The organism is Pseudomonas sp. EA_65y_Pfl1_P113, from assembly GCF_963970525.1.
GTDB classification, from domain to species: domain Bacteria; phylum Pseudomonadota; class Gammaproteobacteria; order Pseudomonadales; family Pseudomonadaceae; genus Aquipseudomonas; species Aquipseudomonas tritici.
This window is the reverse complement of sequence record NZ_CAXAQM010000001.1, coordinates 295,241-314,127: the sequence shown is the minus strand read 5'-3', so window position 1 is coordinate 314,127 and position 18,887 is coordinate 295,241. Positions and strand designations below refer to the sequence as shown.

16 protein-coding genes and 1 pseudogene are annotated in these 18,887 nt (G+C 60.0%); 13 read left to right on the top strand and 4 right to left on the bottom strand.

Annotation, left to right across the window (positions count from 1 at the left end):
- Positions 1 to 2: 2 nt before the first annotated feature.
- The 7 genes from ispG to AACY52_RS01450 all read left to right on the top strand — a co-directional run bounded on the left by ispG (position 3) and on the right by AACY52_RS01450 (position 7,897).
- Positions 3 to 1,112, top strand: coding sequence for a flavodoxin-dependent (E)-4-hydroxy-3-methylbut-2-enyl-diphosphate synthase (gene ispG, locus AACY52_RS01480; RefSeq protein WP_099585613.1), 1,110 nt, complete (start codon positions 3 to 5; stop codon positions 1,110 to 1,112).
- 23 nt (positions 1,113 to 1,135) lie between these two features.
- Entirely contained in the window at positions 1,136 to 2,425 is a 1,290-nt protein-coding gene (gene hisS / locus AACY52_RS01475) for a histidine--tRNA ligase (RefSeq protein ID WP_049711638.1), read from the top strand.
- A gap of 41 nt (positions 2,426 to 2,466) precedes the next feature.
- Positions 2,467 to 3,108 carry a YfgM family protein gene (locus AACY52_RS01470; protein ID WP_339420559.1) on the top strand — a complete coding sequence of 214 codons (642 nt, stop codon included), beginning with the start codon at positions 2,467 to 2,469 and terminating at the stop codon, positions 3,106 to 3,108.
- Positions 3,101 to 4,252 carry an outer membrane protein assembly factor BamB gene (bamB, locus tag AACY52_RS01465; protein WP_339420560.1) on the top strand — a complete coding sequence of 384 codons (1,152 nt, stop codon included), beginning with the start codon at positions 3,101 to 3,103 and terminating at the stop codon, positions 4,250 to 4,252. Before AACY52_RS01470 ends, bamB begins: the two co-directional genes overlap by 8 nt.
- Positions 4,253 to 4,386: 134 nt before the next feature.
- Positions 4,387 to 5,856: a ribosome biogenesis GTPase Der gene (gene der / locus AACY52_RS01460; protein ID WP_049711641.1), complete on the top strand. Its 1,470-nt coding sequence runs from the start codon at positions 4,387 to 4,389 to the stop codon at positions 5,854 to 5,856.
- A gap of 113 nt (positions 5,857 to 5,969) precedes the next feature.
- Entirely contained in the window at positions 5,970 to 7,118 is a 1,149-nt protein-coding gene (locus AACY52_RS01455; protein WP_339420561.1) for a pyridoxal phosphate-dependent aminotransferase, read from the top strand.
- The gene (locus AACY52_RS01450) at positions 7,106 to 7,897 is read left to right on the top strand and encodes an amidohydrolase (RefSeq protein WP_339560187.1); all 792 of its coding nucleotides are present in this window, start codon (positions 7,106 to 7,108) and stop codon (positions 7,895 to 7,897) included. The genes AACY52_RS01455 and AACY52_RS01450 overlap by 13 nt, the downstream gene beginning before the upstream one ends.
- Positions 7,898 to 8,095: 198 nt before the next feature.
- Here the strand turns inward: AACY52_RS01450 and leuA are convergent, their stop codons facing one another.
- The 4 genes and pseudogenes from leuA to AACY52_RS01430 form a co-directional block, all read right to left on the bottom strand.
- On the bottom strand, positions 8,096 to 9,775 hold the full coding sequence (gene leuA / locus AACY52_RS01445; protein ID WP_339427489.1) for a 2-isopropylmalate synthase: 1,680 nt from the start codon (positions 9,773 to 9,775) through the stop codon (positions 8,096 to 8,098).
- A 324-nt stretch (positions 9,776 to 10,099) separates the two neighbouring features.
- A complete protein-coding gene (locus AACY52_RS01440; protein ID WP_339560186.1) occupies positions 10,100 to 10,921 on the bottom strand; it encodes a peptidoglycan DD-metalloendopeptidase family protein in 822 nt (273 codons plus the stop codon).
- Between the two features lie 3 nt (positions 10,922 to 10,924).
- Positions 10,925 to 12,304: an exodeoxyribonuclease VII large subunit gene (gene xseA / locus AACY52_RS01435; protein ID WP_339435986.1), complete on the bottom strand. Its 1,380-nt coding sequence runs from the start codon at positions 12,302 to 12,304 to the stop codon at positions 10,925 to 10,927.
- 10 nt (positions 12,305 to 12,314) lie between these two features.
- Positions 12,315 to 12,662: pseudogene (locus AACY52_RS01430) on the bottom strand (LysR substrate-binding domain-containing protein); the annotation flags it as partial.
- 42 nt (positions 12,663 to 12,704) lie between these two features.
- Here AACY52_RS01430 and AACY52_RS01425 point away from each other — a divergent pair.
- The 6 genes from AACY52_RS01425 (at position 12,705) to AACY52_RS01400 (ending at position 18,812) form a co-directional block, all read left to right on the top strand.
- The gene (locus AACY52_RS01425; RefSeq protein WP_339560185.1) at positions 12,705 to 13,472 is read left to right on the top strand and encodes a sulfite exporter TauE/SafE family protein; all 768 of its coding nucleotides are present in this window, start codon (positions 12,705 to 12,707) and stop codon (positions 13,470 to 13,472) included.
- A gap of 144 nt (positions 13,473 to 13,616) precedes the next feature.
- A complete protein-coding gene (locus AACY52_RS01420; protein WP_339420567.1) occupies positions 13,617 to 14,165 on the top strand; it encodes a sugar ABC transporter ATPase in 549 nt (182 codons plus the stop codon).
- Positions 14,166 to 14,269: 104 nt separating this feature from the next.
- A complete protein-coding gene (guaB, locus tag AACY52_RS01415) occupies positions 14,270 to 15,739 on the top strand; it encodes an IMP dehydrogenase (protein ID WP_339420568.1) in 1,470 nt (489 codons plus the stop codon).
- An 81-nt stretch (positions 15,740 to 15,820) separates the two neighbouring features.
- Entirely contained in the window at positions 15,821 to 17,398 is a 1,578-nt protein-coding gene (gene guaA / locus AACY52_RS01410) for a glutamine-hydrolyzing GMP synthase (RefSeq protein ID WP_339420569.1), read from the top strand.
- A gap of 530 nt (positions 17,399 to 17,928) precedes the next feature.
- Positions 17,929 to 18,174, top strand: coding sequence for a TolC family protein (locus AACY52_RS01405; protein ID WP_339420570.1), 246 nt, complete (start codon positions 17,929 to 17,931; stop codon positions 18,172 to 18,174).
- A gap of 185 nt (positions 18,175 to 18,359) precedes the next feature.
- On the top strand, positions 18,360 to 18,812 hold the full coding sequence (locus AACY52_RS01400; protein ID WP_339420571.1) for a hypothetical protein: 453 nt from the start codon (positions 18,360 to 18,362) through the stop codon (positions 18,810 to 18,812).
- Positions 18,813 to 18,887: the final 75 nt, after the last annotated feature.

The following is an 18,887-nucleotide window of genomic DNA, read 5'->3' as shown; positions in this document are numbered from 1 at the left end:
TCATGCACGGCGAATCTCCAATCAAACGTCGCGTATCGCGCAAGATCTGGGTCGGCTCGGTGCCGGTGGGTGGCGATGCCCCCATCGCAGTACAAAGCATGACCAACAGCGACACCAATGACGTGGCCGCCACCGTTGCACAGATCAACCGTCTGGAAGCCGCCGGTGTGGACATCGTGCGCGTATCCGTGCCGGATATGGACGCTGCCGAAGCTTTCGGGCGCATCAAGCAACTGGTCAAGGTGCCGTTGGTTGCCGACATTCACTTCGACTACAAGATCGCCCTGCGCGTAGCCGAACTGGGTGTGGATTGCCTGCGTATCAACCCGGGCAACATTGGTCGCGAAGACCGTGTGCGCGCCGTGGTGGACGCTGCCCGTGATCGCGGGATTCCAATCCGTATCGGCGTCAACGCCGGCTCCCTGGAAAAAGACCTGCAAAAGAAGTACGGCGAGCCGACCCCGGCGGCGCTGGTTGAGTCGGCACTGCGCCACGTTGAGCACCTTGAGCGCCTGAATTTTCAGGACTTCAAGGTCAGCGTAAAGGCCTCCGACGTGTTCATGGCGGTCGAAGCCTATCGCCTGCTGGCCAAGGAAATCGTACAGCCACTGCACTTGGGTATCACTGAAGCGGGTGGTTTACGCTCAGGCACAGTGAAATCTGCGGTGGGTCTCGGTATGCTGCTCGCCGAAGGGATTGGCGATACTATCCGCATCTCGCTGGCGGCAGACCCCGTAGAGGAAGTGAAAGTCGGTTACGACATTCTCAAATCCCTGCGTTTGCGTTCCCGTGGCATCAATTTCATTGCCTGCCCGAGCTGCTCGCGGCAGAACTTCGACGTGGTGAAAACCATGAACGATCTGGAATTGCGCCTCGAAGACCTGCTGGTGCCGCTGGATGTTGCAGTGATCGGTTGCGTGGTCAACGGGCCGGGCGAAGCCAAGGAAGCCCATGTGGGCCTGACTGGCGGTACCCCTAACCTGATCTACATCGACGGCAAGCCGGCGCAGAAGTTAACGAATGACAATCTGGTGGATGAGCTCGAAAGACTGATCCGCGAGAAAGCGGCCGAAAAGGTCGCCGCTGACGCAGCGCTGATCGCGCGCGGCTGATTGAACGAATTTAAGGATTTGATGTGAGCAAGTCTCTGCAAGCCATTCGTGGCATGAACGACATCCTGCCGGAGCAGACGCCGCTGTGGCGCTACTTCGAGAGCACTGTCGCGCGCCTGCTGGATAACTACGGTTACAAGCAGATCCGCATGCCGATCGTCGAGTTCACCGAGCTGTTCAAACGCTCCATCGGTGAAGTGACCGACATCGTCGAAAAAGAGATGTACACCTTTGAAGACCGCAACGGCGACTCCCTGACCCTGCGTCCCGAAGGCACTGCTGCATGCGTGCGTGCCGTGCTTGAGCATGGTCTCACCGGTGCTGGCCAGCCTCAGAAGTTGTGGTACATCGGCCCGATGTTCCGCCACGAACGTCCGCAAAAAGGTCGTTATCGCCAGTTCCACCAGATTGGCCTGGAAGTGTTCAACATTGATGGCCCAGACATTGATGCCGAGCTGATCGTATTGACCTGGCGCCTGTGGGGCCTGCTGGGCATCCGCGACGCGGTCAAGCTTGAGCTCAACAGCCTGGGCACCAGCGAATCCCGCGGCCGCTACAAGGTCGCCTTGGTCGAGTACCTGTCGGCCCACCTGGACAAGTTGGACGAAGACAGCCAGCGCCGCCTGAAGACCAACCCGCTGCGCGTGCTGGACACCAAGAACGCCGATACCCAGGCTGTATTGGTCAATGCGCCGAAAATGGCCGATTACCTGGACGACGAATCTCGTATCCACTTCGAGGGCCTCAAGGCTCGCCTGGATGCGGCCGGTATTCCGTTCGTGATCAACACCAAGCTGGTGCGTGGCCTCGATTACTACAGTAAGACCGTGTTCGAGTGGGTCACCGACAAACTCGGCGCCCAGGGCACTGTGTGTGCCGGTGGCCGCTACGACGGCCTGGTCGAGCAGATGGGCGGCAAGCCGACCACGGGTGTGGGCTTCGCCATGGGCATCGAGCGGCTGATCCTGCTGCTGGAAACGCTGGAGCAAGTCCCTGAAGAGATTTCCCGTCAGGTGGACGTGTACCTCTGCGCCTTTGGCGAGGCTGCCGAACTGGCGGCCCTGGCCCTGAGCGAAAAAGTGCGCGACCAACTGCCGAACCTGCGCCTGCAGGTTAATGCCGGCGCCGGCAGCTTCAAGAGCCAGTTCAAGAAGGCCGACAAGAGCGGTGCGCTGTATGCATTGATCCTCGGCGATGACGAGTTGGCCCAGCAAGTGATAGGTTTTAAACCCCTGCGTGGCCAGGGCGAGCAACAGAACATTGCCTTTGATGCGCTCGCTGCGCACTTGGCCACCTGCGTCGTGCAGGGTTGAAGCTGTCGAACAGCCGAATTTAGCGATTAAGGAGTACTGGGGTGTCGAGTTCTGATGATGATCAACTGGCCGATTTCAAGGACTGGTGGCAGCGTAATGGCAAGCCCCTGGTTACTGGCGGTCTGCTGGCTTTAGTGGTGGTGTTCGGCTGGCAAGCCTGGACCAAATATCAGGCCAACCAGTCCCAAGGCGCCTCGATCCTCTATCAGCAGTTGCTGGAAACCACGCTGACGCCGGACGGCAAGCCTGACCCGGCGCAGGTCGCCGATTTGGCCGGCAAGCTGAAGAGCGAATTCGGCGGTAGCACCTACGCCCAATACGGCAGCCTGTTCGTCGCGAAAGTCGCAGTCGACACTGGCAAGCTGGACGACGCCGCCGCAGAGCTGAAGGCTGTCGCTGACAAGCCGACCAACCCGACCCTGGGTGAAATCGCACGTCAGCGTCTGGCTCAGGTTCTCGCGGCACAGAACAAGGCTGACGAAGCACTCAAACTGCTCGACGGCGATGCTGACAAGGCATTTGTAGCCACTCGCGAAGAGCTCAAGGGCGACCTGTTGGTCCAATTGGGTCGTACCGACGAAGCCAATGCTGCGTACAAAAAAGCCAAGGCGGCGCTGTCTGATGAAGCAGCGGTCGGTGGCTTACAAATCAAGCTGGACGACTTGGCCAAAGGGGATGCGTGACGTGATCCGTTGGAAACATGCAGCATTGCTGGCTCTGGCCGTTCTGGCCGCGGGTTGCAGCAGCAACAGTAAAAAAGAACTGCCTCCTGCCGAGCTGACCAGCTTCAAGGAAGAAGTGGTCCTGCAAAAGCAGTGGAGCCGCTCCATTGGTGATGGTCAGGGCGACACCTACAACATGTTGGTACCGGCAATCGACGGTGACAACATTGTGGCCGCTGACGTGACCGGCGTTGTGACCTCCATGGACCGCATGAACGGCGACGTGAAGTGGTCCAAGGATCTCGAATTGCCTGTCTCCGGCGCCGTTGGCGTGGGTTATGGCATGGTGTTGCTCGGCACGCTCAAGGGCGAAGTCGTGGCGCTGGATTCCAGCACCGGTGAAGAGAAGTGGCGCGCTCGCGTGAGCAGTGAAGTACTCGCACCGCCTGCTACCAACGGCGATATCGTCGTGGTACAGACGCAGGAGGACCGCCTCATCGGCCTCGACGCCAGCACTGGCGAACAGCGCTGGTTGTATGACAGCACCCCTGCGGTGCTGACGTTGCGTGGTACCAGTGGTCCGATTGTGACCAACAATCTGGCCGTTGCGGGCCTGTCGACCGGTAAAGTGGTCGCCCTGAACACTCAGAACGGCGTGCCGGTCTGGGAAACCCGTGTGGCCATTCCGCAAGGTCGTTCCGAGCTGGAGCGCGTAGTGGACATCGACGGCGGCTTACTGCTGTCCGGTGAAACCCTCTATGTCGCCACTTACCAGGGCCGTGTTGCCGCACTGGACCTGCAGAGCGGCCGCGTTAACTGGCAGCGTGATGCTTCCAGCTACGCAGGTGTCGCCCAAGGGTTTGGCAGCGTCTACGTAAGCCTTGCGTCCGGCACCGTTGAAAGTGTCGACGAGCGTTCCACCACCTCACTGTGGAGCAACGACTCCCTGGCTCGCCGCCAACTGTCGGCACCGGAAGTGTTCTCCAGCTACGTCGCGGTCGGTGACTTCGAAGGCTACCTGCACCTGCTGAGCCAGGTAGACGGTCGCTTCGTGGGTCGCGAGCGTATCGACAGCGACGGCCTGCGTGCGCGTCCGCTGGTGGTGGGTAACATGCTTTATGTGTATGGCAACAGCGGCAAGCTGGAAGCCCTGACCATCAAGTAAGAACTATGCTTGGGGTAACACCCAGGCGGCCCCGCTTCGGCGGGGCATGCGGCATTTTATTATGCTGCCCCGAGCACCAGCCGCTGCCTTGCAGCGGCTTTTGTATTTTCTGAAATAACGAAGTGGAGAGCCGCATGGTTCCCGTAATCGCCCTGGTGGGCCGACCTAACGTCGGCAAGTCCACCTTGTTCAACCGCCTGACCAGGACTCGCGACGCCATCGTCGGCGACTTGTCCGGTCTGACCCGTGATCGCCAATACGGTGAGGCAAAGTGGCAAGGGCGCTCCTACATTATTGTCGACACCGGTGGTATCTCCGGTGACGAGCATGGCATGGACGAAAAGATGGCCGAGCAGTCGCTGCTGGCCATTGAAGAAGCCGATGTTGTGTTGTTCCTGGTGGATGCCCGCGCGGGCTATACCGCTGCCGACCAAATGATTGGCGAGCACCTGCGCAAGCGTAACAAGCGTTCCTATTTGGTCGCCAACAAGATCGACAACATCGATCCTGAGCAGGCCCGTGCCGAATTCAGCCCGATGGGCCTGGGCGACGCGATCCCGGTCGCCGGTGCCCACGGTCGCGGCATCACCCAGATGCTGGAAATTGCTCTCAGCACCTTCCCCAAGGATGACGCTGAGGAAGAAGAGGGTGAAGAAGAGATCGTCGCCGAAGGTGAGGAAGCCAAGCGCATTCCTGGCCCGAGTGAAAAAGACGGTATCAAGATCGCCATCATCGGTCGCCCCAACGTCGGCAAGTCGACCCTGGTCAACCGCATGCTCGGTGAAGACCGGGTAATCGTCTATGACGAGCCCGGCACCACCCGCGACAGTATCTACATCCCGTTCGAACGTAACGAAGAAAAGTACACGCTGATCGACACCGCCGGTGTGCGCAAGCGCGGCAAGATCCACGAGGAAGTTGAAAAGTTCTCGGTGGTGAAAACCCTGCAGGCGATCAAAGACGCCAACGTTGTGATCTTCGTGATGGACGCCCGCGAAGGCGTGGTCGACCACGACCTGAACTTGCTGGGCTTTGCCCTGGAAGCCGGTCGGGCACTGGTGATCGCGATCAACAAGTGGGACGGCATGACGCCGAGCGAGCGCGACTTCGTCAAGATCGAGCTGCAGCGTCGCTTGTTCTTCGTCGAGTTCGCCGATATCCACTTTATCTCGGCACTGCACGGCACCGGCGTAGGCAACCTCTACGCTTCCGTACAGAACTCGTTCAAGTCCGCGGTCACCCGCTGGCCGACCAACCGCCTCACCCAGATCCTGGAAGATGCCGTTGGCGAGCACGCGCCGCCGATGGTTAACAACCGCCGGATCAAGCTGCGTTACGCCCACTTGGGTGGTGCCAACCCGCCGATTATCGTGATTCACGGTAACCAGATCGAGAAGGTGCCGAAGTCCTACGTGCGTTACCTGGAAAACACTTACCGCCGCGTCTTGAAGCTGGTCGGTACGCCGATCCGTATCGAGTTCAAGGGTGGCGAGAACCCGTACGAAGGTAACAAGAACAGCCTCACCGACCGCCAAGTGAATAAAAAACGCCGGATGATGACGCACCACAAGAAAGCCGACAAAAAGCGTCGCGACAAACGCTGATATCGACGTGTCAAAAAAGGGCTCATTGCGAGCCCTTTTTGTGTGCGGCGGTTTGTGCCTTGACCCGCTGCAATTGGCAGCTTAAAACTTGGGCTCACCTGCAGGGGGCTCCGATGATCACCAGCAAGCTGCCGAATGTCGGCACCACCATTTTTACCACCATGTCGCAACTCGCTGCCGAAACCGGTGCGCTCAACCTGTCCCAGGGCTTCCCGGACTTCAATGGCCCCCAAGGTTTGCTCGATGCCGTGGGCAAGCACGTTGCCAGCGGACACAACCAATATTCACCGATGACTGGCCTGCCAGCCCTGCGCCAGCAAGTGGCGGCCAAGATCGCTCGCAGTTATGGCGCCACGGTGGATGCCGACAGCGAAGTGACCATTACCCCTGGGGCTACTGCTGCGATCTTCTGCGCGATCCAGGCGGTGATTCGCAGTGGCGATGAAGTCATTGTGTTCGACCCTTGCTATGACAGCTATGAGCCCGCGGTCGAACTGGCAGGTGGCCGTTGCGTGCATGTGCAACTGAGCCTGCAAGGCTTTGCTCTCGACTTCGAAAAGATCAAGGCCGCGCTGTCGCCGCGCACGCGCATGATCATCCTCAACACGCCGCACAATCCCACTGGCGCCTTGGTCTGCCGCGCCGAGTTGGACCAGTTGGCGGAGTTGATCCGCGACCGCGATATCTACCTGGTCAGCGACGAGGTCTACGAACACCTGGTATTCGACGGTGTGCCCCATGTCAGCGTGCTGGCCCACGAAGAACTGTATCAGCGCGCGTTCGTGGTCAGTTCCTTCGGCAAGACCTACCATGTCACCGGCTGGAAAACCGGCTACGTCATCGCGCCATCGGCCCTCACGGCCGAACTGCGCAAGGTGCACCAGTACGTTAATTTTTGCGGCGTGACGCCGCTCCAGTTCGCATTGGCCGATTTTATGGCCGAACACCCAGAGCACGTCGATGAGCTGCCGGCGTTCTACCAGGCCAAGCGCGACCTGTTCTGTAACCTGCTGGCTCCGTCACGTTTCAGCTTTACCCGCGTCACCGGCACCTACTTTCAGTTGGTCGATTACTCACAGATCCGCCCGGACCTGGACGACGTCGCCATGTCCCTGTGGATGACCCGCGAACACGGCGTGGCAACCATCCCGGTCTCGGTGTTCTACCAGACCCCACCCCAAAGCCAGCGCCTGGTGCGCCTGTGCTTTGCCAAGCGCGAGGAAACGCTGCAACAAGCAGCCGAGAAACTATGCGTGATTTGACTGCGTTACCGAACCTGAACCTCGCCCTGGTCCAGACCACCCTGGCCTGGCATGACCGCCAGGCCAACCTGGAACATTTCGAACTGCTGCTCGACCAGGCCAGGGGCGCCGATCTGATCGTGCTGCCGGAGATGTTCACCACCGGTTTCTCCATGGAGTCAGGCTCCTTGGCCGAACCGGAGAGCGGCCCGACCCGTCGATGGCTCCAGGCCCAGGCAGCGAAGTACAACGCGGTGATCACCGGCAGCGTGATCATCCAGGCCGCCGACGGCAGCCACCGCAACCGCCTGCTCTGGGCGCGGCCGGATGGCGATGTGCTGCATTACGACAAGCGCCACCTGTTCCGCATGGCCGGCGAGCACGATCACTACACCCCCGGCGAGCGGCAGGTGCAATTTGAGTTGAAGGGCTGGCGTATCCGCCCGTTGATTTGCTACGACCTGCGCTTTCCGGTGTGGAGCCGCGATGCTCACGACACCGACCTGCTGCTGTACACGGCCAACTGGCCGGGCGCTCGGCGCCAGCATTGGAATCGGCTGCTGCCGGCGCGGGCGATTGAAAACCTGTGCTATGTGGCGGCCGTGAATCGGGTGGGGACGGACGGGAAGGGGTTTGCCTACACCGGTGATAGTCAGGTGTTGGACTTCCAGGGTGAGACCTTGCTGAGTGCGGGGGAGGCGGATGGGGTGTTTCAGGTGTGCCTGGAGGCAGCTGAGCTGGCGGCGTATCGCTCCCGGTTTCCGGCGAACCTGGATGCCGATAGCTTTCAGTTTGTCTGACGGGTTTGCGGTGTCTGGGAGATTGTATTCGCGAGCAAGCCCGCTCCCACATTTCGAGCGCATTCATACAGGAAACACGCGGTTCAATGTGTGCGGGCTTGCTCGCGAAGAGGTCCTCACCGACGCTACAAATCTCAAGCCTAACAAAAAGGCCCCTGGATTCTCATCCAAGGGCCTTTTGTACTGCAGCGATAAAACTTACGCCGCTTTCGCTTCCATCTGACTCAACGAGCGGTTCAACGCACTGAACAACGCCTTGAAGCTCGCAGTGGTGATGTTTTCATCAATACCCACACCATGCACCGGACGCTCACCGTTCACACGCAACTCGATGTAGGCCGCCGCCTTGGCATTGGTTCCTGCACCGATTGCATGTTCGTTGTAGTCCATGATTTCCACGGCAATCGGCAGGCCGGCTACCAGTGCTTCCAGCGCACCGTTGCCCTTGCCTTTCCAGTGCAGGTTGGTTTCACCCTGGCCCTTGCCCGAGACTTCCACCTCGACATAGCTGTTGCCGTTCTCTTCCTGCAGGCGATGGCTGACCAGCGCGTACGGGGTGTTGGCTTGCAGGTATTCACGCTGCAGCAACGCGTAGATCTGCGGTGCGGTCATCTCGAGGCCGACGCGGTCGGTCTCGGCCTGTACCACTTGGCTGAACTCGATCTGCATGCGACGCGGCAAGCTGATGTCGTATTCCTGCTCCAGCAAGTAGGCGATGCCGCCTTTGCCCGACTGGCTGTTTACACGGATCACCGCTTCGTAGCTGCGGCCAATGTCCGCTGGGTCGATCGGCAAATACGGCACTTCCCAGAGCGCATCGTCTTTCTGCTGGGAGAAACCTTTGCGGATCGCATCCTGGTGAGAGCCGGAGAACGCGGTGTGCACCAGGTCGCCAACGTACGGGTGACGTGGGTGCACCTGGATCTGGTTGCACTCTTCGACGACTTTGCGCACACCGTCGATGTCGGAGAAATCCAGCTGCGGGTCGAGGCCCTGGGTGTACATGTTCAGTGCCACGGTGACGAGGTCGACGTTACCGGTACGCTCGCCGTTGCCGAACAGGCAGCCTTCGACACGATCGGCGCCGGCCATCAGGCCCAGCTCAGTGGCGGCCACGCCGGTGCCACGGTCGTTGTGGGTGTGCAGGCTGATGATCACGCTGTCACGACGGTTGATATGGCGACCGAACCACTCGATCTGGTCGGCATAAATGTTTGGCGTGGCGCATTCCACGGTGGCCGGCAGGTTGAGGATCATCTTGTGCTCAGGCGTCGGGTTCCACACTTCGATCACCGCGTCACACACTTCCTTGGCGAACTCCAGCTCAGTCGCGCTGAAGGTCTCCGGGGAGTATTCGAAGGTCCACTGGGTCTCCGGCTGCAGCGCGGCGTATTTGACGAACAGCTTGGCCGCGTTGACCGCGATTGCCTTGATGCCGTCCTTGTCCTGGTTGAACACGATGCGGCGGAACGACGGCGACGTAGCGTTGTACAAGTGCACGATGGCTTTCTTGGCGCCGCGCAGGGATTCGAACGTGCGCGCGATCAAGTCTTCACGGCCCTGGGTCAGCACCTGGATGGTGGTGTCCTCGGGGATGTGGTTGTCTTCGATCAGGGTGCGTACGAAGTCGAAGTCGGTTTGCGACGCAGCCGGGAACGAGGCTTCGATTTCTTTAACGCCTACCGCTACCAGGGTCTTCCAGAAGCGCAGCTTTTTTGCGGCGTCCATTGGTTCGATCAGCGACTGGTTGCCATCACGCAGGTCCGAGCTGCACCAGATCGGCGCTTCGGTGATGGTCTTCGATGGCCAGGTGCGGTCCGGGATATCGATGGTCGGAAACGCGCGGTACTTCGAAGACGGGTCTTTGAGCATGCTCATCGGGAAATCCTTTGTAGTAGGGGCCGAAAAAAGGCGGCCTGCCGTAGAACTGTTTTTAGGGATAAAACGTATAGACGAGGCAGATCGATTCAGCTTGGCAGTCGTGCGCTGACGAGGCACAAACTGCGGTGCTGGCGGAGCTGAATGAGGGTGTGAGAGGTTTTCATAAGCTCAACCCTAACCGCCGGGGTGAAAGATGGCAAGCAGTCGAGAAAAATTGAGATAATTTCTGTTATCTGCGTGGGAAGCGAGATTTTATGCTTGTTTATAAGGTGAAGGCTGGTTTTAATTGCGCGCCCATTATCGAGCGCGCAATCGGACGTTTCAGGGTTGGAACGCGCCGATAAAGATCGCCGGGTCTACCCTTGCATCGTTAAGGCTGACATTCCAGTGCATGTGCGGTCCGGTCGCACGGCCCGTTGAACCGACCTTGCCGACCACTGCGCCGCGCTTGAGTTGATCGCCCACTTTTACGTCGATCTTCGACATGTGGCAGAACATGCTGATAAAGCCCTGGCCGTGGTCGACGAACACCGTGTTGCCGTTGAAAAAGTAGTTACCGATGAGAATCACCTTGCCGTTCGCCGGGGTCTTGATCGGCGTGCCCGCGGGCACGGCGAAATCCAGGCCCGAATGCGGATTGCGTTCTTCACCGTTGAAGAAGCGGCGTACGCCAAACTTGCTCGACAGCGGCCCGTTCACCGGTTTATCCAGCACCAGGTTGCTCGGCAGGTTCGGGCTGAAACTGCGGTAGGACTTGAGCTGCACCGCCAGTTCGCCTTCGATGCGCTTGAGTTGCGCCGGCTTAGGGTTTACCTGGCTTTTGTTTTTCAGGGTGATGCGCTGTTCTGGGTACTTCTTGTAACCGACGATAAACGGCAGGCTGCGCCCGCCGCTGCTGAGGCGCTCGTTGCCGGGTTTAACGGTCAATGGGATGCCGACAATCGCCAGCCAGTTGTCCGCCTCCTTCACCACCAGCACCGGTTTGCCTTGGTAGGTGGCTTTCGGTGCTGCCGCCGAGGGGCCGAGTTCTACGACTGCAACGCCACCCGGCACGGGTTTGTTCAGGGTGCGCGTTATATAGCTGTCGGCATGGGCATTAACGGCGAGGCACAGCAGCATCAACAGACTAAAGAGACGTGACATTAATCAATCCAATAACGAAAGGGTGACGGGTGTCAGGTGGTTGTCTTCCACCCGCACTTGTAATTTGCCTTCACCGAGACGCGCGGTGAGGCGCTGGCCGGTGTGGGTTTGAGCGGCGTCGCGAATGGCCTGGCCGCGTTCGTCCAGCAGGATGCTGTAGCCACGGCCCAGGGTCGCCAGCGGGCTGACCACCTGCAGCGTCTGCACCTGGCTTTGCAGTTGCAGGCGCCGAGCCTTGAGGCCTTCACGCATGGCGCGGGGCAGGCGTTCGGCAAGGCTGTCCAAGCGCTGACGCAGCAGGGCCAGTTGCCGGCCGGGGTGTTGGCCGGCAAGACGGGTTTCCAGGCGGATCAGGCGTTCGCGCCGGGTATTGAGGCTGCGCTCGAACGCACGGCGCAGGCGCATGTCCAGGTCATCCAGGCGCTGGGCCTGTTGGCGCAGACGCTCGCCAGGGTGACGCAGACGTCGGGCCATGCCTTCCAGGCGCAGGCGGTCATGGCTCAGGCGATTGCGCATCAGCATCACCAGGCGACGGTGCAGGTTTTCGACTTGGCGTACCAGGTGGCTGGCGTCCGGCGCGAGCAATTCCGCCGCAGCGGATGGGGTAGGGGCGCGGACATCGGCGACGAAATCGCTGATGGACACATCGGTCTCATGGCCAACGGCGCTGACGATTGGTGTGACGCAGGCGTCTACCGCGCGTGCTACGGCCTCTTCGTTAAAGCACCAGAGGTCTTCCAGCGAACCGCCACCACGCGCCAGGATCAGCGCATCAAAGCCCCGGGCGTCGGCCAGTTTCAGCGCACGTACAAGCTGCGGGATGGCTTCGCGGCCTTGCACGGCTGTCGGGATCAATGTCAGCTCAACGTTCGGTGCCCTGCGGCGGAACACGCTGATGATGTCGCGGATCACTGCGCCGGTTGGCGAGCTGATAATGCCGATGCGCCGAGGATGCGCCGGCAGCGGCACTTTACGTTCAGCGCTGAATAGACCTTCGGCGCTGAGCTTTTCTTTCAGCGCATCGAACGCCAGGCGCAGCGCGCCATCACCGGCCGGTTCCACGGTATCGAGGATCAGTTGGTAATCACCCCGGCCTTCGAACAGCGAGACCTTGCCACGCACTTTCACCGCCAGGCCATCCTTCAGCGCCTGGCGAACCCGCGCGGCGTTATTGCGAAACAGCGCGCAACGCACCTGGGCGCCGCTGTCCTTGAGGGTGAAATACACATGGCCGGAGGCCGGGCGGGCGAGGTTGGAGATCTCGCCTTCGACCCAGATATTGGTGAACACGTCTTCCAGCAACACCCGCGCGCGGCCGTTGAGCTGGCTGACAGTCAGGACTTCGCGGTCCAGGCCCAGTCGGGCAAAAGGATCTTTAATCATGGGCGGCAGTTTATAGGCATTCGCGCAGTGTTTGACAGAATTGCTCCACCAGCGCACTTGGCGCCTGCGGGCAGGCGAGGGCCACGGTGCTGAGGCAGTCCGGCTCGGCCAGGGGCAGAAAGTGCAGGTTAGCCGGGGCGATGTCCTGCATGGATTTTGGTAACAAGGCAATACCGAAGCCGGCCTGGATCAGCTGCAACTGGGTGGTCTTAGGGGACATCACCCGCGCGGCCTTGGGGAAAAATCCCGCACGCATGCGCAACTCGGCTGACAGATAACTCAGGCCGCCGCGTTGCGGATGGGGGATCGAGATAAACGCTTCGTCCTTCAATTGCGCCAGTTCGATAGGCGCATCGCTCACCGATGGCTAAAGTGATCTCTCTCTCGTAAGGAATTTTCCATGAGCCCGGTTGAGCTGATGAGCCAGTGGTCGTTTGTTGGTGTGGATTGGCTGGTCATCGGCCTGGGCATCGTTGTGGCCTATATCGTGTTTGGCATCGCCGGCTTTGGAACGGCGTTGGTGGCGGGGCCACTGCTGATTATGTTTATGCCTCTGTCGAAAATCATCCCGCTGCTGGTGCTGCTGGATTTTGTCGCGGCCTTTGGCAACCTGCTGCAAGCGCGGCGTGATGTGAACAAGCCGGAACTGCTGCGGTTGCTGCCGTGCATGGCGATAGGTTGCACGCTTGGCGTGGTGTTTTTGCTCAACTTGCATTCCGACCTGTTGCTGTTGTTGATGGGCCTGTTTATCAGCGCCTACGCGATCTACAGCCTGGCGGTAAAGGCGCGGCCGACACAGCTGGCGGCGGGCTGGTCGATTCCCGTGGGTACGGTTGGCGGGCTGTTTGGTGCGCTGTTTGGCAGTGGTGGCTTTTTATATGCGATCTACCTGAACAGCCGCCTGCCCAAGGATGCGGCGCGCGCGACGCAGAGCGCGTTGATCAGTTGCAGCACGGTGGTGCGCTTGAGCCTGTTCCTGGTCGCCGGGGTGTATGCAGATTTGCCGTTGTTGATGTTGGCGCTGTGCCTGCTGCCAGCGATGGCCCTGGGGCTGTGGTGTGGGCGCAGGCTGACGATGCGTATGTCGCGTGAGGCGTTTGTGCGGTTGGTGACCTGGTTGGTGCTGGCCAGCGGGATGGCGTTGATTGGGCGGTACTTGAGTACTTGACCTGAGTGGGGCAGGGATTAAGCTGCCAGCCTTCAGGGCGTCATCGCGGGCAAGCCCGGCTCCCACAGTTGATCGCGTTCCAATGTGGGAGCCGGGCTTGCCCGCGATGGCGCCAGTAGCCACACCGCAGGACTCTCAGGTCTCATGAACTCCCAAAGCATCCTTGTCCCCAAAATCTCCACCTTGCCCGTCCACGAACCCCGCGCCCGGGCGATCGTGCGCTGGCTGGTGCGCAAGAACATTATCAAGGAAGAGCTGACCACCTGTGGCCGCACCGGCAACCGCATGGCCTACGCCCTGGCCGATGGGGCCCGCGCCGTGGTGCTGCACCCCCAGGCGCTTCCGTTCAACGAGCCGATCAACGGCCTGGAAATCATCTACAAACGCTGCATCTACACGCCGGCCAAGGGCTTTCTCGAAGAAGCCGGCTGCCCGGAATGCCGCAAGGAAGTCGGCGAAGCATTGTTCGACAGCCTGGAAGACTGGATGCCCGGCCACACGGATAACTTCACCTGCCCGCTGTGTGGGCATGAAGACGACATCAATGGGTTCCTGTTCCTACAGGAATGCGGGTTTTCCAACCTGGGGTTCATTTTCAACAACTGGGCGGAGGCGGGGTTCAAGCAGAGCTTTATCGACGAATTTGCCGATTGGTTGGACCAGAAGATGAGTTGGGTCAAAGTCGAGCTTTAACCCTTCTATCAGTATTACCAAGTTTGTCAGAGTTTTACATTGAGCCCGACAGGGTGCATGTATATAATGGCGCGCTTCCATTTTCCCGCTCGGGAGCCCCCGCGATGCTGCGTATCAGCCAAGAAGCTCTGACATTCGACGACATTCTCCTAGTGCCCGGTTATTCCGAGGTACTTCCTAACGAAGTCAGTCTCAAGACCCGCCTAACCCGTGGCATCGAGCTGAATATTCCCCTGGTTTCCGCTGCCATGGACACCGTCACCGAAGCCCGTTTGGCAATCGCCATGGCTCAGGAAGGCGGCATCGGCATCATCCACAAGAACATGACCATCGAGCAGCAAGCTGCCGAAGTGCGCAAGGTCAAGCGTTACGAAGCCGGTGTGGTGAAAGATCCCATTACCATCGAAGCCGACGCTACCGTGCGTGAACTGTTCGAACTGACCCGCCTGCACAACATCTCCGGCGTTCCGGTGTTGCACGATGGCGACCTGGTCGGCATCGTCACTTCCCGCGACGTGCGTTTTGAAAACCGTATGGAAGTCACCGTCCGCGACGTGATGACGCCTAAAGAGCGCCTGGTCACTGTCCGCGAAGGTGCCGACAAGAATGATGTGCGCGAACTGCTGCATAAAAACCGCATCGAGCGCGTGCTGATCGTCGACGACAAATTCGCCCTCAAGGGCATGATGACCGTCAACGACATCGAAAAAGCCAAGGCTTACCCGCTGGCCAGCAAGGATGATCAAGGTCGTCTGCGCGTTGGCGCCGCCGTCGGTACCGGTAAAGACACCGGTGACCGCGTTTCGGCCTTGGTCGCTGCCGGCGTTGACGTGGTGGTGGTCGACACCGCCCACGGTCACTCCAAAGGCGTGATCGACCGCGTGCGTTGGGTCAAACAGAACTTCCCTGATGTGCAAGTGATCGGCGGCAACATCGCCACCGGCGCAGCGGCCAAGGCCCTGGCTGAAGCGGGCGCCGATGCAGTCAAGGTCGGTATCGGCCCTGGCTCGATCTGCACCACCCGTATCGTTGCCGGTGTGGGCGTGCCGCAAATCAGCGCCATCGCCAACGTCGCCGCTGCCCTTGAAGGCACCGGCGTTCCGTTGATCGCCGACGGCGGCATCCGTTTCTCCGGTGACCTGTCCAAGGCCATCGTTGCCGGTGCTTCCTGCGTGATGATGGGCTCGATGTTCGCCGGCACTGAAGAAGCGCCAGGCGAGATCGAACTGTTCCAGGGCCGTTCCTACAAGGCTTACCGCGGCATGGGTTCGCTGGGCGCCATGTCCCAGGCGCAAGGTTCTTCCGACCGTTACTTCCAGGACTCCTCGGCAGGCGCCGAGAAACTCGTCCCGGAAGGCATCGAAGGCCGTGTGCCGTACAAAGGCACACTGAGCGCGATCATCCATCAACTGATGGGCGGCCTGCGTTCTTCGATGGGCTACACCGGCAGCGCCGACATCGAAGAAATGCGCACCAAGCCAGAGTTCGTGCGGATCACCGGCGCCGGCATGGCTGAATCCCATGTCCACGACGTGCAGATCACCAAGGAAGCGCCAAACTACCGCGTAGGTTGATGCTTCCAGCAAAATGTTAAGTAACCGGGGCTGTTCTTTCAGCCCCGAGTTGTTTCTGATTCATTAGACGAGACTGACTTCATGGCCCTCGACATTCACGCCCACCGCATCCTGATCCTCGACTTCGGTTCCCAGTACACCCAACTGATCGCCCGCCGCGTGCGTGAAATCGGCGTGTACTGCGAACTGCATCCGTTCGACATGGACGACGAAGCGATCCGCGAATTCGCCCCTAAAGGCGTCATCCTCGCCGGTGGCCCCGAGTCCGTGCACGAAGCCAACAGCCCGCGTTGCCCGCAGGCCGTATTCGATCTTGGCGTGCCGGTCTTCGGTATTTGCTACGGCATGCAGACCATGGCCGAGCAATTGGGCGGCAAGGTTGAAGGTTCCGAGCTGCGTGAATTCGGTTATGCCCGTGTCGACGTGGTCGGCAAGAGCCGCCTGCTGGACGGTATCGAAGACCACATCGACGCCGACGGCCTGTTCGGCCTCGACGTGTGGATGAGCCACGGTGACAAAGTCACCAAGATGCCGGAAGACTTCCACATCCTGGCCAGCACCCCGAGCTGCCCGGTCGCCGGCATGTTCAGCGACGAGCGCCGTTACTACGGCGTGCAGTTCCACCCGGAAGTGACCCACACCAAACAAGGCGGCCGCATCCTGTCGCGTTTCATCCTCGACATCTGCGAGTGTGAAGCCCTGTGGACGCCGTCGAAGATCGCTGAAGACGCCATCGCCAACGTGCGTGCCCAAGTCGGCACCGACAACGTGCTGCTCGGCCTGTCCGGTGGCGTTGACTCCTCTGTGGTTGCTGCGCTGCTGCACAAAGCCATCGGCGACCAACTGACCTGCGTCTTCGTCGACAACGGCCTGCTGCGATTGCACGAGGGCGAGCAAGTGATGGCCATGTTCGCCGAGAACATGGGCGTCAAAGTGATTCGTGCCAACGCCGAGGAGCAGTTCCTCAACAACCTGGCCGGCGAGTCCGACCCAGAGAAAAAGCGCAAGATCATCGGTCGCACCTTCATCGACGTCTTCGATGCCCAGGCCAAACACCTGGACAACATCAAGTACCTCGCCCAGGGCACCATCTACCCCGACGTGATCGAGTCGGCCGGCGCCAAGAGCGGCAAGGCCCACGTGATCAAGTCCCACCACAACGTGGGTGGCCTGCCTGAGGAAATGAACCTCAAGCTCGTAGAACCTCTGCGCGAACTGTTCAAGGACGAAGTCCGCCGTCTGGGCCTGGAACTCGGCCTGCCGTACGACATGGTCTACCGCCACCCATTCCCAGGCCCGGGCCTGGGCGTGCGTATCCTGGGTGAAGTGAAAAAGGAATACGCCGACCTGCTGCGTCGCGCCGACCACATCTTCATCGAAGAACTGCGCAAGGCCGACTGGTACCACAAAGTCAGCCAGGCCTTCGTGGTGTTCCAGCCAGTTAAGTCGGTTGGCGTGGTAGGCGATGGCCGTCGTTACGCATGGGTAGTTGCGCTGCGTGCCGTAGAAACCATCGACTTCATGACCGCCCGTTGGGCGCACCTGCCGTACGAACTGCTGGAGACTGTCAGCGGCCGTATCATCAATGAGATCGAAGGTATTTCGCGCGTTACGTATGACGTGTCGAGCAAACCGCCGGCGACGATTGAGTGGGAGTAGGGTTGATTCGCAACTATATGATTTTTATCAAAAAAAATAAAAACAGAAAGCGATGTTTGCTACGACGTCAATGGCGTTCTTAATGGCGCGCATCGTACGCATGTGAGAGAGCTACATCGATACCATGGCCTGGATAAGGAATGCCGACATGGTATCGAGAACGCTTGGCTGCGCAGATGTCAGCAGTAACTGTTTGCCAGTCTCCACTTAAAGTAACTCTGCGCCCGGAAGCCTTGTCCGGCTGTGTATTCAGCGCTGCCGTACGGGCCAAGGCCGAAAAGCAGACGGCGGTAATTGGCGTAGTCGGAATTTTTTCGACTGGAAAAATCACGCCGAGTCGGTCATCAGCAGCGTGCGTCTGAGCGACGAAGAACGCGCGCGAAGCCGAGTGATGATAATCGACGCCAACCACAGGATCATTGCTAGCTCGGACGCCCGGGATCACTTGGGCGAAGGCATGGAATTGCGAGCTAAGGCCGGGCAGCCGAGTGGTTACAGCATGTTGAGCGGCAACAGTCGAGGATTACCTGGTGGAGCTGCGCACCTTGCAGTCGGAATTGGAAGCGCGGCGTAATTCTGCGCAATCGGCGGAAGAGTCGGCGTCGGTCAGCCGCGACCAATATGAAGCCGGGGCCATCGACTACCTCGATGTTGCCACTACCCAGTCCACTAGCCTGAGTGAGCGCCAGACCTTGCTCAGTCTGGGTGTCTACGCAGTTGGTGACCAGCGTCCAGTTACAAGTCGCCTTGGGCGGCTCCTGTACTGGGGGCACTGATCATCCCCGGGAGTAACCTGGCACCTGCGCTGCGCTGGTAAGTCGAATGCTGCAAAGCCGGTGCACCGGATGCTGCAATTGGCCAATTATTGTCATGCTAGTATCCGCGTGCCCCTGGGAACGGACCGTTCCTGCGTATGGGCGGTCCATAATGTTTGAGTATTTCGTCCAGTAGGAGGTTTTGCGTGCTCAGGAAGTCAAGTTTCGCACTGCTCGCCCTGTCTGCCGCCGCTTTTTCGGCGCAGGCTCAATCCGATCGTCAAGTGGTCGAGGACATGGTGACCCGCTCGGCCAATGTCTGCCCGGGCCACAGTACCGAGCGCACCACGCCCACCGTGAAGGCGGTGCCCGTCGGCGCGTTGCGGGTCATGCTCGATCGTGGCCTGGTCATGTGCCCCGATCGGCGCCTCGATGCCGACGCGCCGGCCGTGTTCTACGGCAGAGTCGGCGTTTTTGAATGGAACCCCGAAGTATCGGCAGGCTCGGCGGTGATCGTCAATCAGATCGACGCCATGACCCGTAAGGACGATTACCCATCGGACACCCTGGTGTGGGACGCCGAGGGTAGCCTCGAGCAGCGTACCGTGCCGGCTTTTGAAGCCAAGCCAGGGGCTGCGGTGCTGTACAAGGTCCGCTAGGCCCTGAAGACTTGGCGTAAAGCGTTAGATTGATTTCCAGGTGCATGGCTTCCTAGGACAGTCTGACGCGTACCG

What these genes read in the sequence shown, in the direction of transcription:
- AACY52_RS01455 (WP_339420561.1), top strand. Translation starts at nt 5,970, where the DNA reads ATGATCACCAGCAAGCTGCCGAATGTCGGCACCACCATTTTTACCACC.
- leuA (WP_339427489.1), bottom strand. Translation starts at nt 9,775, where the DNA reads ATGAGCATGCTCAAAGACCCGTCTTCGAAGTACCGCGCGTTTCCGACC.
- AACY52_RS01440 (WP_339560186.1), bottom strand. Translation starts at nt 10,921, where the DNA reads ATGTCACGTCTCTTTAGTCTGTTGATGCTGCTGTGCCTCGCCGTTAAT.
- guaA (WP_339420569.1), top strand. Translation starts at nt 15,821, where the DNA reads ATGGCCCTCGACATTCACGCCCACCGCATCCTGATCCTCGACTTCGGT.
- bamB (WP_339420560.1), top strand. Translation starts at nt 3,101, where the DNA reads ATGCGTGACGTGATCCGTTGGAAACATGCAGCATTGCTGGCTCTGGCC.
- der (WP_049711641.1), top strand. Translation starts at nt 4,387, where the DNA reads ATGGTTCCCGTAATCGCCCTGGTGGGCCGACCTAACGTCGGCAAGTCC.
- AACY52_RS01420 (WP_339420567.1), top strand. Translation starts at nt 13,617, where the DNA reads ATGAACTCCCAAAGCATCCTTGTCCCCAAAATCTCCACCTTGCCCGTC.
- guaB (WP_339420568.1), top strand. Translation starts at nt 14,270, where the DNA reads ATGCTGCGTATCAGCCAAGAAGCTCTGACATTCGACGACATTCTCCTA.
- AACY52_RS01450 (WP_339560187.1), top strand. Translation starts at nt 7,106, where the DNA reads ATGCGTGATTTGACTGCGTTACCGAACCTGAACCTCGCCCTGGTCCAG.
- AACY52_RS01425 (WP_339560185.1), top strand. Translation starts at nt 12,705, where the DNA reads ATGAGCCCGGTTGAGCTGATGAGCCAGTGGTCGTTTGTTGGTGTGGAT.
- xseA (WP_339435986.1), bottom strand. Translation starts at nt 12,304, where the DNA reads ATGATTAAAGATCCTTTTGCCCGACTGGGCCTGGACCGCGAAGTCCTG.
- ispG (WP_099585613.1), top strand. Translation starts at nt 3, where the DNA reads ATGCACGGCGAATCTCCAATCAAACGTCGCGTATCGCGCAAGATCTGG.